Here is a 21,841-nt window from a genome sequence, read left to right on the forward strand (position 1 = left end):
TATATGTTTTAAAGTTTTTTGAGTACAATGAGTGCATTGTTTTTTTCGGCAGTGGCGGCCCACAATGCTTGTAAGTTAGGATATTCTGCCGGTTCGAAGTGAAGCTGTTTCACTATGAACATATATTTCAGTCGGATAACTTTCTCCTCTTTCTCTACATAATAATGACAACTGACCCCTTTTTTCTCGGTGATATATATCTGGCTTTTGGGAATCTCTTCTATTTGATATCCTTCAGGTAATATGAGGGTGTTTGTTATGGTGTACATATAGGTTTGAGGCAGATCTATGGGCATTACTCTATCTGCCTGTATAAAAGGATTTTTGCTGATGTGCGTAAATAACATCGGATTGATATACAAATATTCTCCGTTGGTATTGTCTGCTTTTCGGGTGAACTCTATAGTTTCGTAAACAGAGGAATTGGTTGCATTAATCTCTTTTTGTGTATAATTTATTATGTGGCAATCATTTTGGGTTTCATGTTTTCTGATGAAATCTATACTATCTTTAGCTTGTCTGTACTGATTGATACGGTCGAATGCAAAATGACCTGTACGTTTAATTTCTTGTGTTCCTTTGAGCAGATGTTCGGGTGTCAATGTCGCACGAATCGTCATGTTAATTGTATTATTAGGGATCCGGGTGAGGTCTACCCACTTTTCTTGGTCACTTAATCTGTTAATGATACGGGCTTTTTCTACGGTTAATTTTTCGGGCAATACATTTGGGAAAGCTTCCGGCATAGAACAGTCAAGATAGATATTCTTTTGCTTGTCAGTATGTATGGCAACCACGAAAGTGTTTAGTTTTTGTAGCGATGGGTAATGAATGGGAAGCCTTCCCGTATTGCGCATACGTAATACTACGGGCCATGCTTCAATGCCACAATCACGTAACATATTTATAAAGATAAAATTAAGGTCGGCATTACTTCCTGTTCCTTTTTTTATCGTTTTTTTAAGATCGGGGCTATAGAGTTTGTACTCTCCGTTCCATGTCATTTTCTGTTTTAGTAATTTGAAGATGGCTTCTACTCTCTTTTCAAATGGCATATCTGTTAGTTGTAATGCCGCCATTTCATCACGGTAAGGATTAAACAGGAAAAGCTGCTGGCCGAAATCTTCAAAATCTTCTTTCAGTAAGAAGTTATCAATATCTTCCCAGGTTTGAGTATACGACTTATAATTTTCGCCTTGTTTCACTCCTTGCAGATCAAAAGAAACGCTTACCTTGTGGTCATTGCTACACCATATATATTCTTCGTCATCGGGTAGTGCCGGAAGATGGTGTGCGGTAAAAGTGAGTTCGCGTGCGTGTACCGAGAGAGTTTTCTTGACTTGTCCCAATCCTCCTAAAGTAGTATGTTCTATTGTGTATCCACCGTCTTTCTCTTTTACTTTTATCCGGTCTCTGCCTTGCATTTCGATGTTGAAGATAAAGATATTGGGTATCAGGATACTGTATTCACTGTATATTGTAGGAATTTCTGTTTGCATCACCCAGTCTTCCAGTTGAAGATAATAATCGGATGCCTGTTTATAACGATATTCAATAACGGTTCCTTCTTTTACGGCAGGTATGGAAAACTTGAGTTGCATATACCGTTCATTGATACGCTCTCGTACGATAAAGTCGTTTTTAGTGTTTGTCTTTACTCGTTTACCATTTTCCAGATTGTAGGCATAGGCCTCCAGATCATAGATATTATCTCTGTTCTCTGATGTTTGTTCCGGTGCGTAATAGGGGATATTGATGTCGGCATATTGTTTGCCTTCCGACTTTAGTATTTTTATTTTCACACTACGTTGTGTGATAAGTACGAATTCATTATTAGTATATCTGTAATTGCTTTTCCCTATATCATATAATACAATGGCTGTTGCTGTAGTATCGGGTTCGTAAACAGTCATTTTTAGTTCTTCATCCGATGGCTTTCCGAATTTCAGGGTCGGCTCTATCGTATGTCCGGAGGTGTGCAGACTGCAGAAGAATAGCAGAAATAGTATAATTAGTGTGCATTTCATAGCTATTTGCGTTTTTGTTAATATTGCAAATATATGTAAAAAGATATAATAACGGTTATTTTCAGTATTTTTTTTGTAAAAAAGAAGTAAAAAGAAAAGGGATTACTCGAAAAAAGAGTAATCCCTTTGTATAAATACAGAGTCTGGCTATTATTATTTACACCAAGTGGCCGATCCATTCTTCGCGGTCGCCCGGGAGAAGATCAATTACGGGAATTTCAATCATCGTGTAGCATCCCGGTTGTTGACGCATGGAAGCGCGGGCAACACAAACCAGAACCTGTGCTGTCAGAGCAGGGTTGTTGATGCGCATATTGAATTCAAATAACTGATTTTGTGTTTTACCGGATACCCCTTTACGGGTTAGGTTTACGCCATGGCCCATGTCAAGAAGTGCGTCGACGTTAGGCACTTGCTGTACGTGAGTTTCGTCGTTTACAAAATAAGCGTCAGATTTGATTGCAGCAGCCACTTCATCAAACTTGTAGCCATCTTTCAGTTCGATGTATACCATACGGCGATGGATTCCGGTTCCAGTAGGAATAGTCATTGAAAGGGCAGCTTTTACACCGTCAATAGCTTTTACTGCTACGGTATGTCCCATGCTCATACCCGGACCAAAGTTTGTATAAGTGATACCTTTGGGAGCAATAGCTTCCAGCATAGTACGTACAATGGAATCGCTACCCGGATCCCAACCTGCTGAGATGACAGATACAGCTCCGTGCTCTTTTGCAGAAACGCTGAGCTCACGGCGGAGCGCAGTAATACCTGTGTGAATATCGAAACTATCTACTGTATTGATTCCTAATGCCAGAATTTCTTTGGCGTATGTTTCTACACTGCGGGTAGGGGTACAAAGGATAGCTACATCTACTCCCTGCAGTTCTTTTATATCTTTTACTACGGCATAATCGTTTAGCTCGGTTGGCTTGTTCTCAGCTCCTGCGCGGCGAACTATACCTGCTATTTCAAAGTCCGGGGCTGCCTGGAGGGCTTCCAGTACATAACGGCCAATATTACCATAACCAACAATGGCTGCTCTTACTTTTTTCATTCTTTTATGGGTTTCGTTTAACATATTTCTTTCTTTATGCTGCAAAAATAATCATTTTTTCTGTTTCTACCGGTGAAATGGTTGTTAAAGTTAGTTTTTGTTACTCAAGGTTAGTGAAGCACAATATTTGTCGTGCGCGTGCGTTAATAAAGTATTATGATAGAATACGTCAAAGGCGAGATTGCCGAACTTAGTCCGGCAACAGCAATAATCGATTGTAACGGTTTGGGGTATGCCGTGAATATTTCATTAAATACATACTCTGCGATTCAAGGGAAAAACACTTGTAAACTATATATTTATGAAGCCATTCGCGAAGATGCGTATGTGCTGTATGGCTTTGCTGACAAGCAGGAACGTGAACTCTTTTTGTTGTTGATTTCTGTATCTGGTATTGGTGGCAATACGGCACGAATGATTCTTTCGGCACTTTCGCCGTCGGAGTTGGTTAATGTTATCAGTACGGAGAATGCTAATTTGCTGAAGACGGTGAAGGGGATCGGATTGAAAACTGCACAGCGTGTGATTGTAGATTTAAAAGACAAAATAAAGACTGCTGCCCCTGTAGCAGGGGGAGGGCAGAGTACTTTGTTGTCTGCCATGAATACCGAAATACAGGAAGAAGCTGTTGCTGCACTGACGATGCTTGGGTTTGCTGCGGCTCCCTCACAAAAGGTAGTACTTGCCATTTTGAAGGAAGAACCCGATGCTGCTGTAGAACAAGTGATAAAACTGGCCTTGAAGAGATTATGAGAATGATGTGCCAATATGCCAATGTATCGATGTGCCAATGTGCTGTGCTGTTATATCGCAGACTCATTGGCACATTGGCGCATTGGCATATTAGTACATTGGTATATTATTTCATTGTCATATTATTCTTATTTTTAGGTAGTTTGCCTGTTGCAGCGCAGATACTGCAACCTATGCCCATTGTTGAGGAAAAGGTAGAGTATGATGCATTGACTAACCGCTATTTGATCCGTACTATTATCGGTGGGCAGGAAATGGACGTTCCTATCATAATGACTCCCGCTGAGTACTTAGACTGGAGTATGAAACGCTCCATGCAGAATTACTACCGTCAGCGTAATGACTCCGTATTTTCTAAGGGAAAAGAGGAGTTTGACTTTACGAATATGAAATTTAATCTTGGTCCGGCTGAAAAAATATTTGGTCCGGGTGGTGTTCAGATTCGTACTCAGGGAAGTGCTGAACTCAGTTTTGGAGTAAAGTACAACAATGTTCAGAACCCTACTTTGCCTGAAAGTATGCGTAAAACCTGGGGATTTGATTTCGATGAGAAAATTAATATTAATGTCAACGGTAAGGTAGGAGATAAGGTAAACCTTGACATGAATTATAATACGGACGCTACTTTTGACTTCGATAGTAAAAAACTGAAACTGAAATATGAGGGCAAAGAGGATGAGATAATAAAACTGCTTGAAGCGGGTAACGTGAGTATGACTACCGGCAACTCGTTGATACGCGGTGCTACTTCTTTGTTTGGTGTGCGTGCCGATTTACAGTTTGGAAAGTTAAAGTTGCAAACAGTGATCAGCCAGCAGGAGAGTGAATCAAAAACCGTTAATAGTAAAGGAGGGGCACAGACCATTCCTTTTGATTTCTCAGCAGATGAATATGATGAGAACCGGCACTTCTTTCTGGCACACTATTTTCGCGATACGTATGACCGTAATATGGCACAATTACCTAATATTCTTTCCGGAGTGAAAATTAACCGGGTTGAGGTTTGGGTAACGAATAAACGAGGTAATTATGAGAACCCGCGTAATATTGTAGCTTTTACGGATTTAGGAGAGTCTCAAGCCTATATTAGTAAGGGAGCTTCGTGGATCGCAATCTCTAAGGACACCCTTCCACCTGCTAATGGTGATAATAATCTTTATCAGCAGATGACAAGCACCTATAGTGCTGCACGTAATATAAGTGCAGTAAATTCTGTGATAGGATCAATTCCTGGGATGGAAAGCGGCATGAACTATGAAAAGATAGAGACGGCCCGGTTGTTGACCTCCTCGGAGTATACGGTGAATACTACTTTAGGTTACATCTCTTTAAAGCAGACTCTACAATCAGATGAAGTACTTGCTGTAGCTTTTGATTATACTATTAATGGAAAGACCTATCAGGTTGGTGAATTTTCATCCGATATCAAGGAGACGTCCGACTGTCTTTTCGTTAAACTGTTAAAAAATACTTCCAACTCTCCGGATGCTGCTTGCTGGGACTTGATGATGAAGAACGTTTACTCACTGAATGCCTATCAGGTACAGAAAGAAAAATTTACATTAAATATCACTTATCTGAGTGACACCACCGGAGTTTATTTACGTTATATTCCGGAGGGTAAGATCAATAAGATACCTTTACTTAAAGTAATGAATCTGGATCGCTTGAATAGTAAGAATCAGCTCGGAGGTGACGGATTTTTCGATTTTGTAGAGGGATATACGGTTAATGCACAGAATGGCCGTATCTTTTTCCCGGTAGTAGAGCCTTTTGGATCGTATCTGGAGAAAAAATTTGATAATCCGAACATTGCTAAGAAATATGTTTTCAAGGAATTATATGACTCTACTCTTACCGTAGCGCGTCAGTTGGCTGAGAAGAATAAATTCCGTTTACAAGGTGAATATCGTGCTTCGTCTGCCAATGAAATACGTCTTGGTTCGATGAATGTGCCACGGGGATCGGTACGTGTTACGGCCGGTGGACGGACACTAACTGAAAATTCCGACTATTCGGTTGATTATACAATGGGAGTAGTTACGATTCTCAATCAGAGTATTATTGATGCCGGGACTCCTATCAGTGTAAATCTCGAAAGCAATACGTCTTATAATATGCAGCGTAAGACAATGTTGGGATTGAACTTTACGTATGATTTTTCGCCTGATTTCCAGTTCGGAGGTACTGTGATGTATCTGAAAGAGAAGCCGCTGACTACCAAAGTGGCTATGGGAGACGAACCTATATCGAACACCTTGTGGGGGTTGAATACCTCCTGGAAACGTGAGAGCCAATGGTTAACTAATATGGTAGATAAGTTACCGTTTGTGGAGGCTACTGCTCCTTCCAATATTAATCTCGGATTGGAATTTGCTCAGCTTCTTCCGGGACATGGGGGAGGATTGCAGGACAATTCTTCTTATATAGATGATTTTGAGAGTGCACAAAGTGGTATCGATTTGCATCAGCCTTTGTATTGGCAACTCTCTTCTACGCCCTTTAAGGCAACGGGACCTGATAATCTCGAATTGTTTCCCGAATCGAGATTGTCTGATAGTATTCCCTATGGAAAGAATCGTGCTTTATTGGCATGGTATCATATCGACGGATTATTTACGCGCCGTAACTCTTCACTTACTCCGACACACATTAAGAATGACCTCGATCAACTCTCCAATCACTATGTCCGTGAGGTGTACGAATCTGAGCTGTATCCTAAAAAGGAGTTGAATAATATGGAAGCATCTACTATGTCTATATTGAATGTGGCTTATTACCCTCAGGAACGTGGCCCTTACAATCTGGACAGAGACCTTGACGAAAATGGTAACTTGCTGGAACCGGAAAAGCGGTGGGGAGGTATGATGCGTAAGATTGAAACAACCGATTTTGAGAAGGCCAATATTGAATATGTTGAATTTTGGTTGCTCGATCCTTTTATTTATGCAGATGGAGATGAACCGGGAGCGGATAATACACGTAGAAAAAACGCCCGGAGTACAACAGAGGGCGGATATCTGTATCTTAATTTGGGAGATGTATCTGAGGATATCCTGAAAGATGGTAGGAAGTTTTTTGAAAATGGTTTGCCTATTGATGGTGATGAATCAAAAGTAGACTATACAAACTGGGGGCGTGTTCCTAAAGATCGTAGCCTTGTATATGCTTTTGATAATACGGCAGGAGCACGTAAAAAACAGGATGTCGGATTGAATGGACTTTCGGTAGAAGATGAACGTGCTTATCCTACTTATGTTAAGTATTTGGAAGAAATCCGGCCAAAGTTGAATGCTTCTGTTTTTGAAAAGTTCTACGAGTCGCCTGCAGGTGATAAATATCATTATTTCCGGGGTTCCGATTACGATGCTGAGGAGAAGAGTATTCTCGAACGTTATAAATATATCAATAATACCGAAGGGAACTCGGCTGCTAATGAAGATTCTCCTGAGGGATATCCGACGGCTGCTAAGACTTCTCCTGATATAGAAGATATTAATCAAGATAATACACTTTCGGAAACAGAAAAATATTTCCAGTATCGTATTCATCTGACTCCTTCTGAATTGAAAGTGGGTACGAACAATATTACCGATAAGCGTGTCACTAAAGTGAAATTGCGTAACGGCCAAACGGAAGAGGTGACCTGGTATCAGTTTAAAGTGCCTGTGCGCAGCGGTACACCTGTCGGAAGTATCCGAGATTTCAAGTCGATACGGTTTATGCGTATGTTCCTTACCGGGTTCTCTAAACCTGTAATTTTGCGTTTTGCCACTCTTGAACTGGTGCGTGGTGATTGGCGTACGTATACAGATCCGTTATATAACCTTCAAAATCCTGCACCTACAGTGACAGGTACTTTGGATGTTTCAACTGTTAATATTGAAGAGAATGGAGATAAGACACCTATTAACTATGTAATGCCTCCGGGTATTAGTCGTGTTATTGATCCGGGACAACCACAGTTGCGTCAGCAAAATGAACAGGCTATGAGCTTGAAAGTTGAAAACCTTGCGCCGGGTGATGCACGTGCTGTTTACAAAAATTCTACAATGGATATGCGCCAGTACCGCCGGTTGAAGATGTTCACTCATGCCGGGGCTTTAACAGGTGATGTAACTGACCCTAAAGACGGAGAATTATCTGTTTTCATTCGTCTGGGTTCCGATTATAGCTCTAACTTTTATGAATACGAAATCCCGTTGAAGCTAACTCCGGCAGGCAATTATAATGGAGACTCAGATGTTGATAAACTGATAGTATGGCCTAAAGACAATATGTTGGATATTGCACTTTCTGTGTTTACTGACATAAAGAAAAAGCGCAACCAAACAAAGAATAATTCGCTTTCGGGGGTAAGTTATGGAAAGCTTTATTCTGAATATGACCCCGACAAACCAGCCAATAAGGTAAGTATCATAGGTAATCCGTCACTTGCAGAGGTGAAGACGATGATGATTGGTGTGCGTAATAATTCACGCGCCAAGAAATCGGCCGAAATCTGGGTAAACGAATTGCGTCTGTCCGATTTTGACGAAGAGGGTGGCTGGGCAGCACAGGGAAATATGAATGTGCAGTTGTCGGATCTTGGAAGTATCAGTATGGCGGGACATGTAGAGACTGCCGGTTTTGGTGGACTGGAACAGAGTGTAAGCGAACGTCGCCTGGATGATTATTATCAATACCAGTTTACTACTACGTTTGAGTTGGGACGTTTTTTCCCGAAGGCTGTGAAACTTACCGCTCCGGTCTATTTTTCATATTCCCGTGAGAAGACTTCTCCCAAGTATAATCCCTTGGATCAGGATATGCTGTTGAAAGATGCGCTGGATGCTTTGTCTACAAATGCCGAACGAGATTCATTACGTAATATCGCTAATACGATAACGACCTATAAGAATTTTAGTTTGAGTAATATGCGTGTGGGAGTTACCAGTAAGAATCCGATGCCTTATGATCCGGGGAACTTCACAATGAGCTATAGTCGCACGAACAGACATAATCAGGGTAGTACTACTGTCTATGAGAACGAAACGGACTGGCGTGGAGCGCTTTCTTACAATTATGCGCCTGTGTATAAAGCCTGGGAACCGTTCAAAGGACTGAAGAGTAAATCAAAATGGATGAAGTTCGTTAAAGAACTCAACTTAAGCTATCTGCCGCAGAATATTTCTTTCAATACAGATATGAACCGGCATTACTATGAGCTTCAGTTGCGTGATATGGAGAACTTGAGTGATCCGGCGGAAATACCTGTTAGTGTGGCAAAGGATTTTCTTTGGAATCGTGATTTCTCTTTGCGTTGGGATCTGACTAAAAATCTTCGTATGAACTTCACATCAGCTACCCATGCTGAGATAGAAGAACCTTACGGAGTAGTGAACAGAACACTCGAACCGGATGAATATGAAGCAAAGAAAGATACAATACGGCGTAGTCTGCTTAGTTTCGGACGTCCGATTGATTATCAGCAGACATTTAATGCTACGTATAAATTGCCGTTTGATAAGTTCCCTGTTACAGACTGGATGACAGCAGATACGCGTTTTAATTCTTCTTATAGCTGGGATCGTGGTGTTTCTCTAGCTGATGGGAAAGAAATGGGTAATACAATTGCAAACCAACGGACTTTTGATGTGAATGGCCGTCTCAATCTGGAGACTCTGTATAATAAGGTACCTTTTCTTAAAGAGACTAACCGCCGTTTTGCTACTACCTCTTCGACGCGTCGTCCCGATAGTCGTCAGAAAGCAAAGCCTAAACGGTATGAGAAAGAGATACAGTTGAAGAAAGATACCACTATAACCGTTCGCCACAGTTTAGGTTCGAAAAAGCCTAAGGTTTCAGCACTGACGGTTGATGGTGATCGCTATCCTATCCGCTATAAGGTGATAGATGCTAACACGATTCGTATTGAAACCAGAGACAGTGTCCGGGTGAAGCTGACGGCTATCCAAGGGCCGAAGCCAGAGGATAACCCCTGGTATAAAATTGCACAATCGGCAGCACGTGTTGCTATGATGGTGCGTAATGTAAGCATTACATATAAGAATACATATGCTATGACTTTACCGGGTTTCCAGCCCGAAATAGGGGATATGCTTGGGCAAACGAGAGGGAGTTCCGGTTTCGCTCCCGGTCTTGATTTTGCTTTTGGTATGACAGGTGATGATTATATTGATAAGGCAATCCGGAATAACTGGCTTATTCAGAATAATTCTAATATAGAGCCTGCTACGACTAATGCCCAGGAAGATCTACAGATACGCATGACTCTGGAGCCTCTGCGTGATTTGAAGATAGACCTTAATGCAGGGCGTACACGTAATGATTCCCGCTCCATACAATTTATGTACGATGGAATGCCTGAGGTACAGAGTGGTAACTTTAATATGACTGTTATAACGATTGGTAGCTCTTTTGAACGTCATAATCCATCCAATGGATATTCCTCGTCTTCTTTCAATCGTTTCTTAGGAAATCTGGATGTGATTCAAAAGAGAGTAGAACAATTGTATCAAGGTGTTTCTCTTCCGGGAATGGAGCATTATCCACAGACCTTTAATAGCATTAGTAAATACAATTCGAGTGTAATGATACCTGCCTTTCTGGCGGCTTATACGGGTAGGGATGCGGGTAAAAGTTCGCTGGATATTTTTCCGGGAATACTCTCGATGATGCCTAACTGGCGTATAACTTATAGCGGACTGAGTAAACTTGAATTTTTTAAGAAGTACTTTAAGAGTGTGACTCTGACTCATGGCTATCGTAGTACTTATAGTGTGGGTAGTTATAGTACTTTCCAGAGTTTCCATAGTTATATGGGCGATTTGGGATTTGTGGATGATGTACAAACTGGTATCCCTGTTCCTTCATCTATATACGATGTTTCAGCTGTTTCTATCAATGAGCAATTCTCTCCTTTATTTGGAGTGGATGTTACTTTTAAAAATGGTATCACTACCAAAGTGGAGTACAAGACTACGCGTATTCTGAATCTTAGCCTTGCTGCCAATCAGGTAGTAGAGAGTGGAACGAAGGATTTTGTGGTAGGCATGGGTTATAAGATTATGGGATTGGAACTTTTCCCCGGACGTAATACGAAGAACTCTAAGAATAAAATAAGTAATGACCTTGCTTTGCGTGCGGATGTATCTTTCCGTAATCAGTTTGCACTTTGCCGGGATATTCAGCAAGTCACTACGCAGGCTACCAGTGGTAACAAAGCACTCAAGATATCTTTCTCTGCGGATTATACGCTCAGCCGCTTACTTAGTGTGAGTCTCTATTATGACCGTCAGAAGAATACCCCGCTTGTGTCTGCTTCCTCTTATCCGGTGACCAGTGCTGACTTCGGTATGCGTCTGAAGTTCTCACTCACGCGATAGTATGTCTTGAAAATCATTACCTTTGTCTACGTAAAAAATAAACGTATAGTATGATAAAAAATAGAAAGATACCAATGTCCTCATGGCTACGAAGTCATTCCCGTACAAGGATTACCTCTACTGATGGGTGGTATCTGCGATTTGCTGATGAGCTTTTTTCACTGATCGCTTCTTCCCGGTTGTATGCAGATAAAACACCGGAAAATATACAAAATGCCGCTCTCCTGCTTACTATATATCTGGAAGATAGTATTGCGAATGATGGTGGCTGGAGACGTTTTAGTGATTTATGTTATAAGTTATATGGTCGTAATCTTCCTTTTTATGAAATTCCGGTAGATTATGTCTCTGATGAAATAAATGAAGTGGACATTGCCTTTGTACTGTGGAAGCTTAATTCAAATGATGATGATGAAGCAGTCATTGCCAATCCTTTTGATGAAAAGATATTGGAATTGGCAAATAATGTGTATGAGGCAATGGATATTGTTTTTGAACAAGCACCAATTTGTGAAATTTCTTCCGATGACTGGGTATTGCCTTCTGAGCAATTGTTGAAGGAAAGAACAGAAATACCTTCTATACAGACGGATACAGTCTTACCGGAAAGCGTGAGATTGTTTTTGGCTGCTACGGGAGGGGAGCAACTTATGTATTTCCCGCTTTATGAACAGATGGAGACTTTCTTTGTGGAACATTTGCATTGGAGTCGGACAGATATACCGAATAAGCTGGATGCGGAGTTTGGTAATACGGTTGTTTTTGCCAATCCCAAAGGAATTCTCGTAGCACCTGGCGTAGCATACTTCTTTTGTGATAAGCGTAATGAAGTGGCATACGATAAGGAAATGGCAGTAAAAGAGGGCTATAAGTTGTTTACGGATAAGGGTTATTGCCCGTTTGATTTGTTGAAATATGGTGTAGAACAGAATTTGTTCCCTGATATCCGGTTGCCGTTTGAGAATGGAAAAGAAATATTAGGAAAGAACTGGGATTTTATTGCCCGTTACTTTCTGGGTGAATATTACGAAGGAACATAGTTATGACGATAAGAAATAATAATACCCGTTCTGGTGTTTCCCGTCCTAAAAGTAGCGGAAAGGCAAAGCCTACCGGGAAACGAATTGGAAAGTCAAAACCCGCTAAGGCGAACAATCAACTGAATAGACGGGTGAAATAATGTACTAAATCAGGGGTTGTGTCAAAAGTCTGATAAAGCTCCGGCATGTATAGCTTAAGAAACACAGATTAACGTTAATCTGCACAAAGATAAAATTGTATCTGCGCTAATTAGCGTTCATCTGTACTTTTATTTTAGTACACTTTTGTAGCCGAAACCAGTAACATCATTGGTCTGCGTAATTCTTCTTCCATACCGGGAATGACTCCGAACAACTCTCTGTCCGGTTCCGGTTCTATTAATCCGGTGATATGAAATCCAGCCTGGAGTAATCCGTTTACATAGGTGGTTAGTGTTTTATGGAATTTAGTAATTTCTTCTCCAAGAAAGACAGCTTTGCGTTTTCCTTCTGTGAAATAGTTATCTACAGGCCAGTGTATAGGTTTTCCGTCTTTATCGTAATACCAGTCTTGAGTACCGTAAGCTGTGAAGACCGGGTGTTCCACAGAAAAGACAAATGTACCTCCCTGTCTAAGGCATTTGTATACCTTTTTGCATATATCGCCAAATGATTCCAGATAATGGAATGTCAGTGAACTGATAACAACATCATAAGATTCGGAAGGAAAATCATAATCCTCAATAGCCATACATTGGTATTCTATAGCGGGAGAAGCATTTCTTTCTTTGGCACCCTCTATCATGTTTTGAGAAATATCTATGCCCAAAGCAAATGTAGCACCCTGTTCGATAGCATATTGGCAGTGCCAGCCGAAACCGCAGCCCAGATCCAATACACGTTTTCCTTTGAAGTCCGGTAACATTGTTTTTAGTATGTGCCATTCTCCTGCACCTTTCAAGCCATTTACCGAACGTGACATCTGGCTATATTGGTTGAAGAATTTCTCGTCATCGTATTTATTCTCTTTCATATCTTATTGAAATTTGGACAAAGATAGAAAATCCGGAAGCATTCGATGACTTGCCGGCAAAAATTAATTAATCTCTTTCTGAGTCTGAAGAGATTAAAAATAGATTAAGGGCCATTGGCATCAAACAGTTTCATTTGTAAAATGAAACAAGGAATGACGGCTCCTATGTCCGGCACTCCTTGTTGAAACAATTAAGAGAGAGAGTATTTGTTTATTAATCAGCCTTTAGAGTAACAATAAGTGGAGTAGTGTTCTCTACTTTTACTTTCGCTGTTTTCATATCAATATAGCTGATAGAAAGAGTTGCATTTTTAGGGGCATCCAGTACGAAAGTTCCATCACGGTCTGCAACAGTGCCGATGGTGGTTCCTTCAATAAGTACACTGGCACCTACTACAGGGCTACCGCTTGTGTCTTGTACTTTACCTGCTATTCTGATCTTTCCGTCAGAGGGCATATTTACGCTTTGAACTTCTCCACGAACCCCACGGATGCGTATTCCTGTATCATTTGATCTGGTTATTATTCTTACTTCCGTTTTTCCGGATACATCCATAACTTTTACTCCATATGTGTTACCTTTTTCTGGGCGCAGTGCCTGGATTTCTGTAGCAGAAACAGGTTTGTCATTCAGAAAATAGGAAACGTCTTTAGCTTTCACATTATTTTCTTGATAGAGGGCATCTAATCTTTCACCTAAAGTTTTTGCTGGTTTTTCTTTTTGGGCCGCATATTCTTCTTTGGTTTTCAAATTTATCAGAATAACACCATTCGCTCCGCGTGCACCATAAATAGCAGTTGCCGAAGCATCTTTCAGTACAGAAATAGATTCTATCCAGTCCGGATTTATCGCATTCATCATATTATTACTAATTTCTTTGCCATCTACGATAATGAGCGGATAGTCTGTTTTTTCAATTGGAAAATTTTCTTTAATGGAAGATGAAGTGCTCCCGTCCAGGCGGAATGCTATAGGAAGGGTGTACTGGGTAGCTACTGCTTTGCTTTTTCCTTTCTCGTCTGTTTTCTTGCCGGGGGTCCATTGCGGCATATTCTCTATTAACCGGAGGGCTTCTGCATCTAAGGAAGGATCTACACTACGTGCGATTTTAGGAGAAGTCACTTTCCCTTTTGCATCTACTACAAATTGTACGATAACGCGCCCTTGTGTGCCTTTCTCTTTGGCTTCGGCCGGGTATTTCATGTTTTTATCCAGATACTCCTTAAGGGCTTCTGTACCACCAGGAAACTCTGGCATTTCCTCCATCTCTGATAGAGCGTCTTCTTTGGAAGAGATAGTAACGATAACGGCCTCTTTTTGCTTTGTTTTCACGGTATCCTTCACGGTCAAAGGTGCTGGAATAACTGTTGGATTTACTACGCTACTCTCAGCAGAAGGAATATTTTCTGCCACTTTCGTTTCTACAATTGCTGTCAAATCATTAACTTTGACGGCTGAAATCTCTGCAGCTTTTTCAGAGATCTCGGGGCGGGCAAAGGCTGTTACTGTAATGGCTGCTAACGGGAGTACATACAGATACTTTAAGCGTGCCCATGGATTGGATTTTTCTTTTAACATCATAGTGATACGTTTTTTAAGTGTACTGTGATTAAAGCTGTTGGCCATAGAGTAGAGCCTTGTGCCGACAGTTTTTTTAATTAATAATAGTTGATATTGTTTTGCATCGACGCCTTCTTTAATAACCGTTTCATCTGCTTCATATTCATGAATGTTTTGCAATTCCTGTTTCAGTAACCAGGCTGCGGGATTAAACCATTGGAAGAATATGCAGACGTCTGCTATCAGTAAATCGATAGAATGACGGTTGTGGATGTGTGCTGTTTCGTGGATGAGTATTTCACGCCCGTTTTCCTCGAGATCAGTACGTGAAATAACGATATATTTCATCCAGCTAAAAGGGGCTATCTCCTTATTATGCGTGATAACCTGTATTCCGGAGTGATATTTCTCTTTTTTACCCGAACGGAGCAGTAGTAATAATCGGGTGAGTGAACAGAGATTTCGACAGGCAAAAAACAGAATACCTGCAAGGTAAATAATCAGCCCTATCTGTATGCCCGATAATGTATTGCTATTAGCCTCTACAGGAGTAGTAACACTGACTGTATCCTGATAGAAATTTGCCATTATCAGAAGTTGTTCGAGGGTGAGCATCGTTTTTGCCATTTCGGTGTGCTGCGTAGTAGTGACCTCAATCAGAGGGATGAGCAATGACAGGGGTAGAATCCCGAGCAGGGCAATCCTGTTGAAGCGGTGAAAGGTTTCTTTGCTTAGCAACAGTCTGTAGAATAGATAGAACAATGCCAGGCAAATAGCCGATTTGAGTATGTAGGCAAAAAAGAGTCCCATAGTATTCGATTTTTATTTATTTGCTCGTTCTACTTCATCAATGAGCTGCTTGAGATCATCAAGAGAGATATCTTCTTCCTTGACCAGAGAAGATACTGCACTGAGGTAAGAGTTATTGAAATATTTACTAATGACATTTTTTAAAGTACCCTTACGGAAAGCTTCTTCACTGACGATAGCATAGTATTGATAGGTATTGCCATAAGTATTGTGTGCAAGAAAACCTTTATCCTCCAGTCCGCGGACAATGGTGGACAGTGTATTGAAATGTGGCTTCGGTTCATTATAGAAAGCCAGCATCTCTTTTACAAACAAAGGGCCTTTTTCCCAGAAAAAACCCATGATCTCTTCTTCTTTTGCTGTTAGTCCTTTCATAACTTTATCTATGTTTAAGACAAAGAACGAAAAGTTTTAGTTGATAAACTAATTTTTGTAGTTAATAAAAACTAAAGAGATGATTTATATAGGGAAGTCTATTTAAGTGACTTGCATTTTATGTGTTTTCCTCTTCTTGTTCCGGTTTTGGATTCTTAGATTTTTTAATTCGCCCACTTTTCTTCAACGCTTCGGCGATGATCCACTGAAGCTGGCCGTTCGTACTACGAAACTCATCGGCTGCCCATTTTTCAATAGCATCCATTGTTTCGGCGTCTACGCGCAGAACGAAACTTTTAGTTGAAGATTCTTTTTTAGCCACGGTACTTATTCCAGTTTTTATGCCCTACGCCCCATCATCAATGTCTGATAATGAGGCGCAGAGAGATTTATTATTTTATTATTCAAACACTCTGTTTGCAGCATTAGTGATATTCGCCACGAAACTCATTCTGATTAATGATTCAATGTTCCGGTATTTACTACTGGTTGGGCAGCCTCATCAGCGCAGAGTACAACAAGCAGGTTGCTCACCATTGCTGCTTTCTTGTCTTCATCCAGTTCAACAATTTCCTCCTCCGAAAGTTTATGAAGTGCCATTTTTACCATAGAAACAGCTCCTTCTACTATCTTTTCTCTTGCACTGATAATGGCTGACGCTTGTTGGCGGCGTAGCATGACTGCGGCAATTTCGGGAGCATAGGCAAGGTAGTTGATACGGGCTTCAACAACTTCCATTCCTGCCATGGCGAGCCGTTCGTTGAGTTTTTGTTCCAGTTGTTCGTTGATTTCTTCACCCCCAGAGCGTAGAGTAAGTTCTTCGACGTTGGATTCACTATCGTCATAGGCGTATTGTCCGGCTACCTGTCGGAGGGCGGCATCACTCTGTATCATCACGAAATTCTCAAAGGCATTCATACGACTGGCTACAGCATTACTACCGGTTGCCACGTTGGCCATGGTCTGAGAATCTATCTCAAACATGGCTTTATAGGTATCTTTTAATTTCCATACGAGTACCAGTCCGATAAGAATCGGGTTTCCGATTTTATCATTTACTTTGATAGGTTCTATGTCGAGGTTACGAGCGCGGAGAGAAAGTTTTTTTGCATCCAGGAAGGGATTCATCCAAAAGAAACCGGTTTCTTTGAATGTACCTTTGTATTTGCCGAAGAAAACCATAGTACGGGCTTCGTTTGGTTCCAGGCGATTGAATCCAGGTATAAAAAGCATGGAAATGATAATTCCCAAAAGTCCTGCAGTGACAGTGAAACCATTGGGGCGAGCAATGAGAAAGAACGAAGCAATACTTACTCCCAGTAATAAAGCAATAATAAACAGCATGGCAAAACCATTCATCTTAAAACCAGTGAAAAGAGTTTCTTTTGTTTCCATAAGTTGTGATTTTAGTGATATCATTTTGATATCACAAATATATCATTTATTTTTTGATATAAGCGATGGAAAAGGAAGATATTCTTATATGTATTAATGTTTTTTATGAAGAGAGGTTATAATAACGTAGTTGACTCGTTTTTGTACGGTTTTGAATGTATTTCACCACAGAGGTCGCAGAGGGCACAGAGTTTAAATTTTTAATGAAACGCAGATGAACGCAAATTCTCGCAAAGGGAAATAACGATAAAATAAAGAACTACAGTTTTTTAATCTGCGTTCTGCGATCATCCGCGTTTCATCAGAGAAAATAATATCTCTGTGCCCTCCGTGTCCTCTGTGGTGAACTGATTCATTTCGGATCAGCTTTGAATAAAACTTGAAACAGACTTCTATATTTAGTATATAAAAATTCCACAGACTAATATTTTCTCACAATAAGTGAAACAAAATATTAGTTTGTGGAAAGCGATATAATCCGTAGAATCTCTCAGGCAGGGTTATGCCAATGCCTGGCTGATATCGGTTAGTAAGTCTTCTGCACTTTCAAGCCCAACCGAGAGGCGGATCGTTTTGGGACTGACATCCATACTTTGCCGTTGTTCTTCGGTGAAAGAACCGTAGATGGTACTGGCCGGATGAATAGCAAGTGTTTTATTATCAAATAAATTGGTTGCCCGCCGAATGAGCTGCAAGCGATTCATAAAACGGAAACAGGCTTCGCGTGATGCAAGGTCAAATGTAAGCATAGCACCGGGATAAGCACCAAACTGTTTCGTACTTAATTGATAGAACGGATTGGATTCGAGGCCGGTATAGTTAACCGCTTCCACTTGAGGCAGGGTTTGCAGGCGTTGTGCTAACTGTAGGCAAGTGGCAGCCTGCCGTGCATAGCGTACTTCCATTGTTTCGATACCTAACGTCTGCATATAAGCAACCTGGGGAGTCATGTAAGCACCTAAATTACGGTGGATTTCCTTACGTAACTTCGCAGTAAAGGTAGAAGCACCAAACTGATCTGCCATGGAACGAAGCTTCTTTGAATTACTCCAGTCGAAGGTACCATAATCGAGAATAAGACCACCCAGACTGGTGGCTCCGCCAGAAATGTATTTGGTACTGGACACAATCTCGATATCTACCCCGAATTCATTGGCATGAAAGATGTGAAACGGCACAACAGTAGTATCTGCTATCAAGGGAGCACCCATCTGATGTGCTATGCCGGAGAGTACTTTTAAATCGGCTACTTCAAGCTGGGGATTGGTGATAACTTCAAGAAAGATGGCGCAGGTGTTTTCATCAACCTGAGCACGAACAGCTTCGGGGTTTGTAAGGTCACAAAAGCGCACTTCGACTCCGAATGCAGCGAGCGTACTTTTAAAAAATGAATAAGTATTACCGAAAAGGTGGGCGGAAGTAACAATGTTGGCTCCTGCTTGTGCCAATGTGAAAAAGATATTGCTGATAGCCGCCATACCGGAATTCAATGCTGTGACGCTCAGCGCACCTGTGATTGTTTGAATACGTTTCTCAAAATATTGAACGGTGGGATTGGTTATTCGCGAATATGCATGATCTGCCGTACGTCCGCAAAAAGCTTCCTCCATAGCTTCCGCCGTATCAAATTCATAAGCAGCGGTATTATATACCGGCATGGAGAGTGAATGATAAGCATCTTCTTTATCAAAAGGAGTATGCAGAAGTTCCGCTTCAAAGCTGTTTTTATTCATTTTGTCTTTAGTAATTAATTCTCTGTTTATTATCGTTTATCGGTTGTCACATGCTTCTTTCAATTGTTTTAATGCCTTTTTGAGCACACTGCGCGGGCAGGCTACATTGAGTCGCATGAAACCTTCACCTTCTTTACCAAACATAGTTCCGTCGTTTAGTGCAAGATGTGCACCGTCCACAAAAAGGTCTACCAACTCTTTTTGATTCAGTCCCAACGTTCTGCAATCAAGAAAAACGAGGTAAGAAGCCTGTGGACGAATCATTTTAATATCCGGAATATATTCGCTAAGAAAGGCATCAGTGAAATCGATATTCGACTGAATATAGGCAAGAACCTGATCGAGCCATTCGGTACCGTTACTATAGGCGGCAGCTACACTAAGATAAGCGAACAAGTGTCCTTCGCTAAGCTCGCTTGCCTCCATGTATTCCTGAAAACAGCGACATATCTCTTTGTTCTCAATGATGCAGTACGAGCTTGCCAGTCCCGGCATATTAAATGCTTTGCTGGGAGACATAAACACGAGTGAATTTTGACGTGCTTTCTCTGACACAAGTGCAAAAGTGATATGCTGATACGGTGGTAGGGTCAGATCGGCATGAATTTCGTCAGAGATGACGAGTGTCTTGCTTTCATAGCATATTTCAGCTATCTGTTCCAGTTCTTCCCGTGTCCATACACGACCTCCGGGGTTGTGCGGATTGCTAAGAATCAATAGCTTGCATCCCTGTATGTCTTTACGGAAACGGTCAAAGTCAATATAATACTGTCCGTCGCGAAGTACCAACGGACTATACACCACTTCACGTTTATTTTTCTCTGTTACCAGAAAAAAAGGATGGTATACAGGCGGCATCACCATTACTTTGTCACCCTTCTCTGTGAAACATTGTATGGCGAATGCCAACCCACGGACAATACCCGGCATAAAAGTCAGTTCTTCACGCTTAACTTTCCAGCCATGGCGATTCTGCAACCAATTGATAATGGAAGTATACCACTCTTCGCAGGCAAAAGTATAACCCAGCACTTCGTGTTCCAACCGTTTTCTCAAAGCTTCCATTACGAATGGTGGAGTACGAAAATCCATATCCGCTACCCACATAGGGAGCAGATCATTACGTCCCCAACGTTCGCTCACGGCATCCCACTTTACGGATTCCGTTCCACGACGGTCTATTATTTCATCAAAATTATATTTCATCTTAATATTCTGTTTTAGTACTAATATGCTTGCAAATGTACAATTCATCTGTTGCATAATGAAAACAGAAGTAAGAAAATTAACCCGGAAAGAAAAAAATACCACAAATGTGGTAGGGGATATGCAGTATTTACTATAATTATGCATTTTCTAATAAAGAATGCTAACTAAAAACATCTCATCCTATGAAAAAAATATCTGTTATTCTCCTTTTATTGGGACTTGTTGTTATTGCAGGATGCCATAATGATAAAGAAGAAGAGAGTGTTGTTTGTACGTGTGAGCTCCGCCAAATCAATATTCGTGCTGTTTATACCGATGGAACTCCGGTTGTTTTGGATAAGTTTGAAACGATTAATTTAGAGACCGGACAAAAAATGGAATTTGGCGGCGATACGCATTATATTATGGATGCGTATTATAAAGATAGCGGGCAATATCCGGTTATGAACGATGATTACTGGAAGGAATTGGAAAATAAGCCCTTAAAAATCAAGTTTCTTGGTTATAAGAACGAACAAGTTGTTATAGAAGAAGCCTTTATTGTTTCTGCTGATGAATGCCATGTATATATGGTTGATGGAAATGATAGCGTCATTTTGCCGTTACCCGATAAGCATTAATGTTCGTAAAGATTAAATAAAACCGCAGTCGTTCTACTTCTTTTTTGTACTTTTGTAGCATAAAAAGGAACACTATGACGAAAGCCCTGTTTTTTGATATCGACGGTACATTAGTGAGTTTTGATACGCACGCTATCCCAGCCTCTACTATCGAGGCGTTGATTGCTGCTCACAAGAAAGGAATTAAAATTTTTATTGCTACAGGACGTCCGAAAGCGATTATCAACAATTTGTCTGCCATTCAGGATATTGGATTGATAGACGGTTACATCACTATGAACGGAGCTTATTGCTTTGTGGGCGATGAAGTTATTTATAAGAGTGCTATTCTTCCCGGTGAAGTACAGGCATTGGCACAAATCTGTGAGAAGAAAGGATATCCTTGCATTTTTGTCAGTGAGCACAACTTGTCTGTTTGTCAGCCCAATGAACTGGTTCATCAGATATTTTACGATTTCCTGCATGTGAACAAGATGCCGGTGAAGACTTTTAAAGAAGCCATACAAGAGGACATTTTCCAGATGACTCCGTTTATTACCGTAGAAGAAGAGAAGGAGATACAATCGTTGATTCCGAATAGCGAATCCGGACGTTGGTTTCCGGCTTTTGCAGATATCACGGCAAAAGGAAATACAAAGCAAAAAGGCATCGACGAGATGATTGCACATTTTGGTCTTAAACTGGAAGAGACTATGTCATTCGGTGATGGAGGCAATGATATCAGCATGTTGCGCCATGCTGCTATTGGTGTCGCTATGGGAAATGCCAAAGATGATGTAAAACAGACAGCTGATTATATAACTGCTTCTGTAGATGAAGATGGAATTGCAAAGGCTTTGAAACACTTCGGAGTGATTTAGA

Annotated in this window: 15 protein-coding genes; 6 read left to right on the forward strand and 9 right to left on the reverse strand. The window is 40.9% G+C overall.

The window, feature by feature from the left end; all coding sequences use genetic code 11:
• Positions 1-8 precede the first annotated feature (8 nt).
• Positions 9-2,027 (reverse strand): DUF3857 domain-containing protein, encoded by a 2,019-nt coding sequence (locus VCM39_RS04935; RefSeq protein ID WP_002562442.1) that lies wholly within the window; start codon positions 2,025-2,027, stop codon positions 9-11.
• Between the two features lie 157 nt (positions 2,028-2,184).
• Positions 2,185-3,084, reverse strand: coding sequence for a diaminopimelate dehydrogenase (locus VCM39_RS04940; protein ID WP_221649591.1), 900 nt, complete (start codon positions 3,082-3,084; stop codon positions 2,185-2,187).
• 156 nt (positions 3,085-3,240) lie between these two features.
• Here VCM39_RS04940 and ruvA point away from each other — a divergent pair, with 156 nt between their 5' ends.
• From ruvA to VCM39_RS04960, 4 genes are read left to right on the forward strand one after another with little or no spacing between them, the layout of a single operon-like run.
• Positions 3,241-3,837 (forward strand): Holliday junction branch migration protein RuvA, encoded by a 597-nt coding sequence (gene ruvA, locus VCM39_RS04945; protein WP_195349839.1) that lies wholly within the window; start codon positions 3,241-3,243, stop codon positions 3,835-3,837.
• A complete protein-coding gene (sprA, locus tag VCM39_RS04950; RefSeq protein ID WP_322933125.1) occupies positions 3,834-11,225 on the forward strand; it encodes a cell surface protein SprA in 7,392 nt (2,463 codons plus the stop codon). The genes ruvA and sprA overlap by 4 nt, the downstream gene beginning before the upstream one ends.
• 50 nt (positions 11,226-11,275) lie before the next feature.
• The gene (locus VCM39_RS04955; RefSeq protein ID WP_255585550.1) at positions 11,276-12,265 is read left to right on the forward strand and encodes a DUF3843 family protein; all 990 of its coding nucleotides are present in this window, start codon (positions 11,276-11,278) and stop codon (positions 12,263-12,265) included.
• 2 nt (positions 12,266-12,267) lie between these two features.
• The gene (locus VCM39_RS04960) at positions 12,268-12,405 is read left to right on the forward strand and encodes a hypothetical protein (protein ID WP_221649594.1); all 138 of its coding nucleotides are present in this window, start codon (positions 12,268-12,270) and stop codon (positions 12,403-12,405) included.
• Between the two features lie 134 nt (positions 12,406-12,539).
• Here VCM39_RS04960 and VCM39_RS04965 read toward each other — a convergent pair whose 3' ends face one another.
• The 7 genes from VCM39_RS04965 to VCM39_RS04995 form a co-directional block, all read right to left on the reverse strand.
• Complete coding sequence (locus VCM39_RS04965; RefSeq protein ID WP_322933124.1) at positions 12,540-13,277, reverse strand: class I SAM-dependent methyltransferase; 738 nt, start codon at positions 13,275-13,277, stop codon at positions 12,540-12,542.
• A 214-nt stretch (positions 13,278-13,491) separates the two neighbouring features.
• Entirely contained in the window at positions 13,492-15,648 is a 2,157-nt protein-coding gene (locus VCM39_RS04970) for a TonB family protein (protein ID WP_322933123.1), read from the reverse strand.
• A 12-nt stretch (positions 15,649-15,660) separates the two neighbouring features.
• Positions 15,661-16,023, reverse strand: coding sequence for a BlaI/MecI/CopY family transcriptional regulator (locus tag VCM39_RS04975; protein ID WP_195349826.1), 363 nt, complete (start codon positions 16,021-16,023; stop codon positions 15,661-15,663).
• A 118-nt stretch (positions 16,024-16,141) separates the two neighbouring features.
• Positions 16,142-16,345, reverse strand: coding sequence for an Arc family DNA-binding protein (locus VCM39_RS04980; RefSeq protein WP_221649597.1), 204 nt, complete (start codon positions 16,343-16,345; stop codon positions 16,142-16,144).
• 134 nt (positions 16,346-16,479) lie between these two features.
• Entirely contained in the window at positions 16,480-17,418 is a 939-nt protein-coding gene (locus VCM39_RS04985; RefSeq protein ID WP_289293096.1) for an SPFH domain-containing protein, read from the reverse strand.
• A 500-nt stretch (positions 17,419-17,918) separates the two neighbouring features.
• Positions 17,919-19,151, reverse strand: a complete 1,233-nt coding sequence (locus VCM39_RS04990) for a PLP-dependent transferase (RefSeq protein ID WP_322933122.1) — start codon at positions 19,149-19,151, stop codon at positions 17,919-17,921.
• Between the two features lie 36 nt (positions 19,152-19,187).
• The gene (locus VCM39_RS04995; protein ID WP_322933121.1) at positions 19,188-20,357 is read right to left on the reverse strand and encodes a PatB family C-S lyase; all 1,170 of its coding nucleotides are present in this window, start codon (positions 20,355-20,357) and stop codon (positions 19,188-19,190) included.
• A 185-nt stretch (positions 20,358-20,542) separates the two neighbouring features.
• Here VCM39_RS04995 and VCM39_RS05000 point away from each other — a divergent pair, with 185 nt between their 5' ends.
• The gene (locus VCM39_RS05000; RefSeq protein WP_322933120.1) at positions 20,543-20,980 is read left to right on the forward strand and encodes a hypothetical protein; all 438 of its coding nucleotides are present in this window, start codon (positions 20,543-20,545) and stop codon (positions 20,978-20,980) included.
• A gap of 74 nt (positions 20,981-21,054) precedes the next feature.
• On the forward strand, positions 21,055-21,840 hold the full coding sequence (locus VCM39_RS05005) for a Cof-type HAD-IIB family hydrolase (RefSeq protein ID WP_322933119.1): 786 nt from the start codon (positions 21,055-21,057) through the stop codon (positions 21,838-21,840).
• The last annotated feature ends 1 nt before the right edge of the window (position 21,841 follow it).

This window comes from Bacteroides mucinivorans (assembly GCF_034654355.2).
Taxonomy (GTDB): Bacteria; Bacteroidota; Bacteroidia; order Bacteroidales; family Bacteroidaceae; genus Bacteroides; species Bacteroides nordii.

Coding starts and splice junctions, on each gene's coding strand:
- sprA (WP_322933125.1), top strand. CDS start 3,834: ATGAGAATGATGTGCCAATATGCCAATGTATCGATGTGCCAATGTGCT.
- VCM39_RS05005 (WP_322933119.1), top strand. CDS start 21,055: ATGACGAAAGCCCTGTTTTTTGATATCGACGGTACATTAGTGAGTTTT.
- VCM39_RS04960 (WP_221649594.1), top strand. CDS start 12,268: ATGACGATAAGAAATAATAATACCCGTTCTGGTGTTTCCCGTCCTAAA.
- VCM39_RS04940 (WP_221649591.1), bottom strand. CDS start 3,084: ATGAAAAAAGTAAGAGCAGCCATTGTTGGTTATGGTAATATTGGCCGT.
- VCM39_RS04935 (WP_002562442.1), bottom strand. CDS start 2,027: ATGAAATGCACACTAATTATACTATTTCTGCTATTCTTCTGCAGTCTG.
- VCM39_RS04955 (WP_255585550.1), top strand. CDS start 11,276: ATGATAAAAAATAGAAAGATACCAATGTCCTCATGGCTACGAAGTCAT.
- ruvA (WP_195349839.1), top strand. CDS start 3,241: ATGATAGAATACGTCAAAGGCGAGATTGCCGAACTTAGTCCGGCAACA.
- VCM39_RS04975 (WP_195349826.1), bottom strand. CDS start 16,023: ATGAAAGGACTAACAGCAAAAGAAGAAGAGATCATGGGTTTTTTCTGG.
- VCM39_RS04965 (WP_322933124.1), bottom strand. CDS start 13,277: ATGAAAGAGAATAAATACGATGACGAGAAATTCTTCAACCAATATAGC.
- VCM39_RS04970 (WP_322933123.1), bottom strand. CDS start 15,648: ATGGGACTCTTTTTTGCCTACATACTCAAATCGGCTATTTGCCTGGCA.
- VCM39_RS04990 (WP_322933122.1), bottom strand. CDS start 19,151: ATGAATAAAAACAGCTTTGAAGCGGAACTTCTGCATACTCCTTTTGAT.
- VCM39_RS04995 (WP_322933121.1), bottom strand. CDS start 20,357: ATGAAATATAATTTTGATGAAATAATAGACCGTCGTGGAACGGAATCC.
- VCM39_RS05000 (WP_322933120.1), top strand. CDS start 20,543: ATGAAAAAAATATCTGTTATTCTCCTTTTATTGGGACTTGTTGTTATT.
- VCM39_RS04985 (WP_289293096.1), bottom strand. CDS start 17,418: ATGGAAACAAAAGAAACTCTTTTCACTGGTTTTAAGATGAATGGTTTT.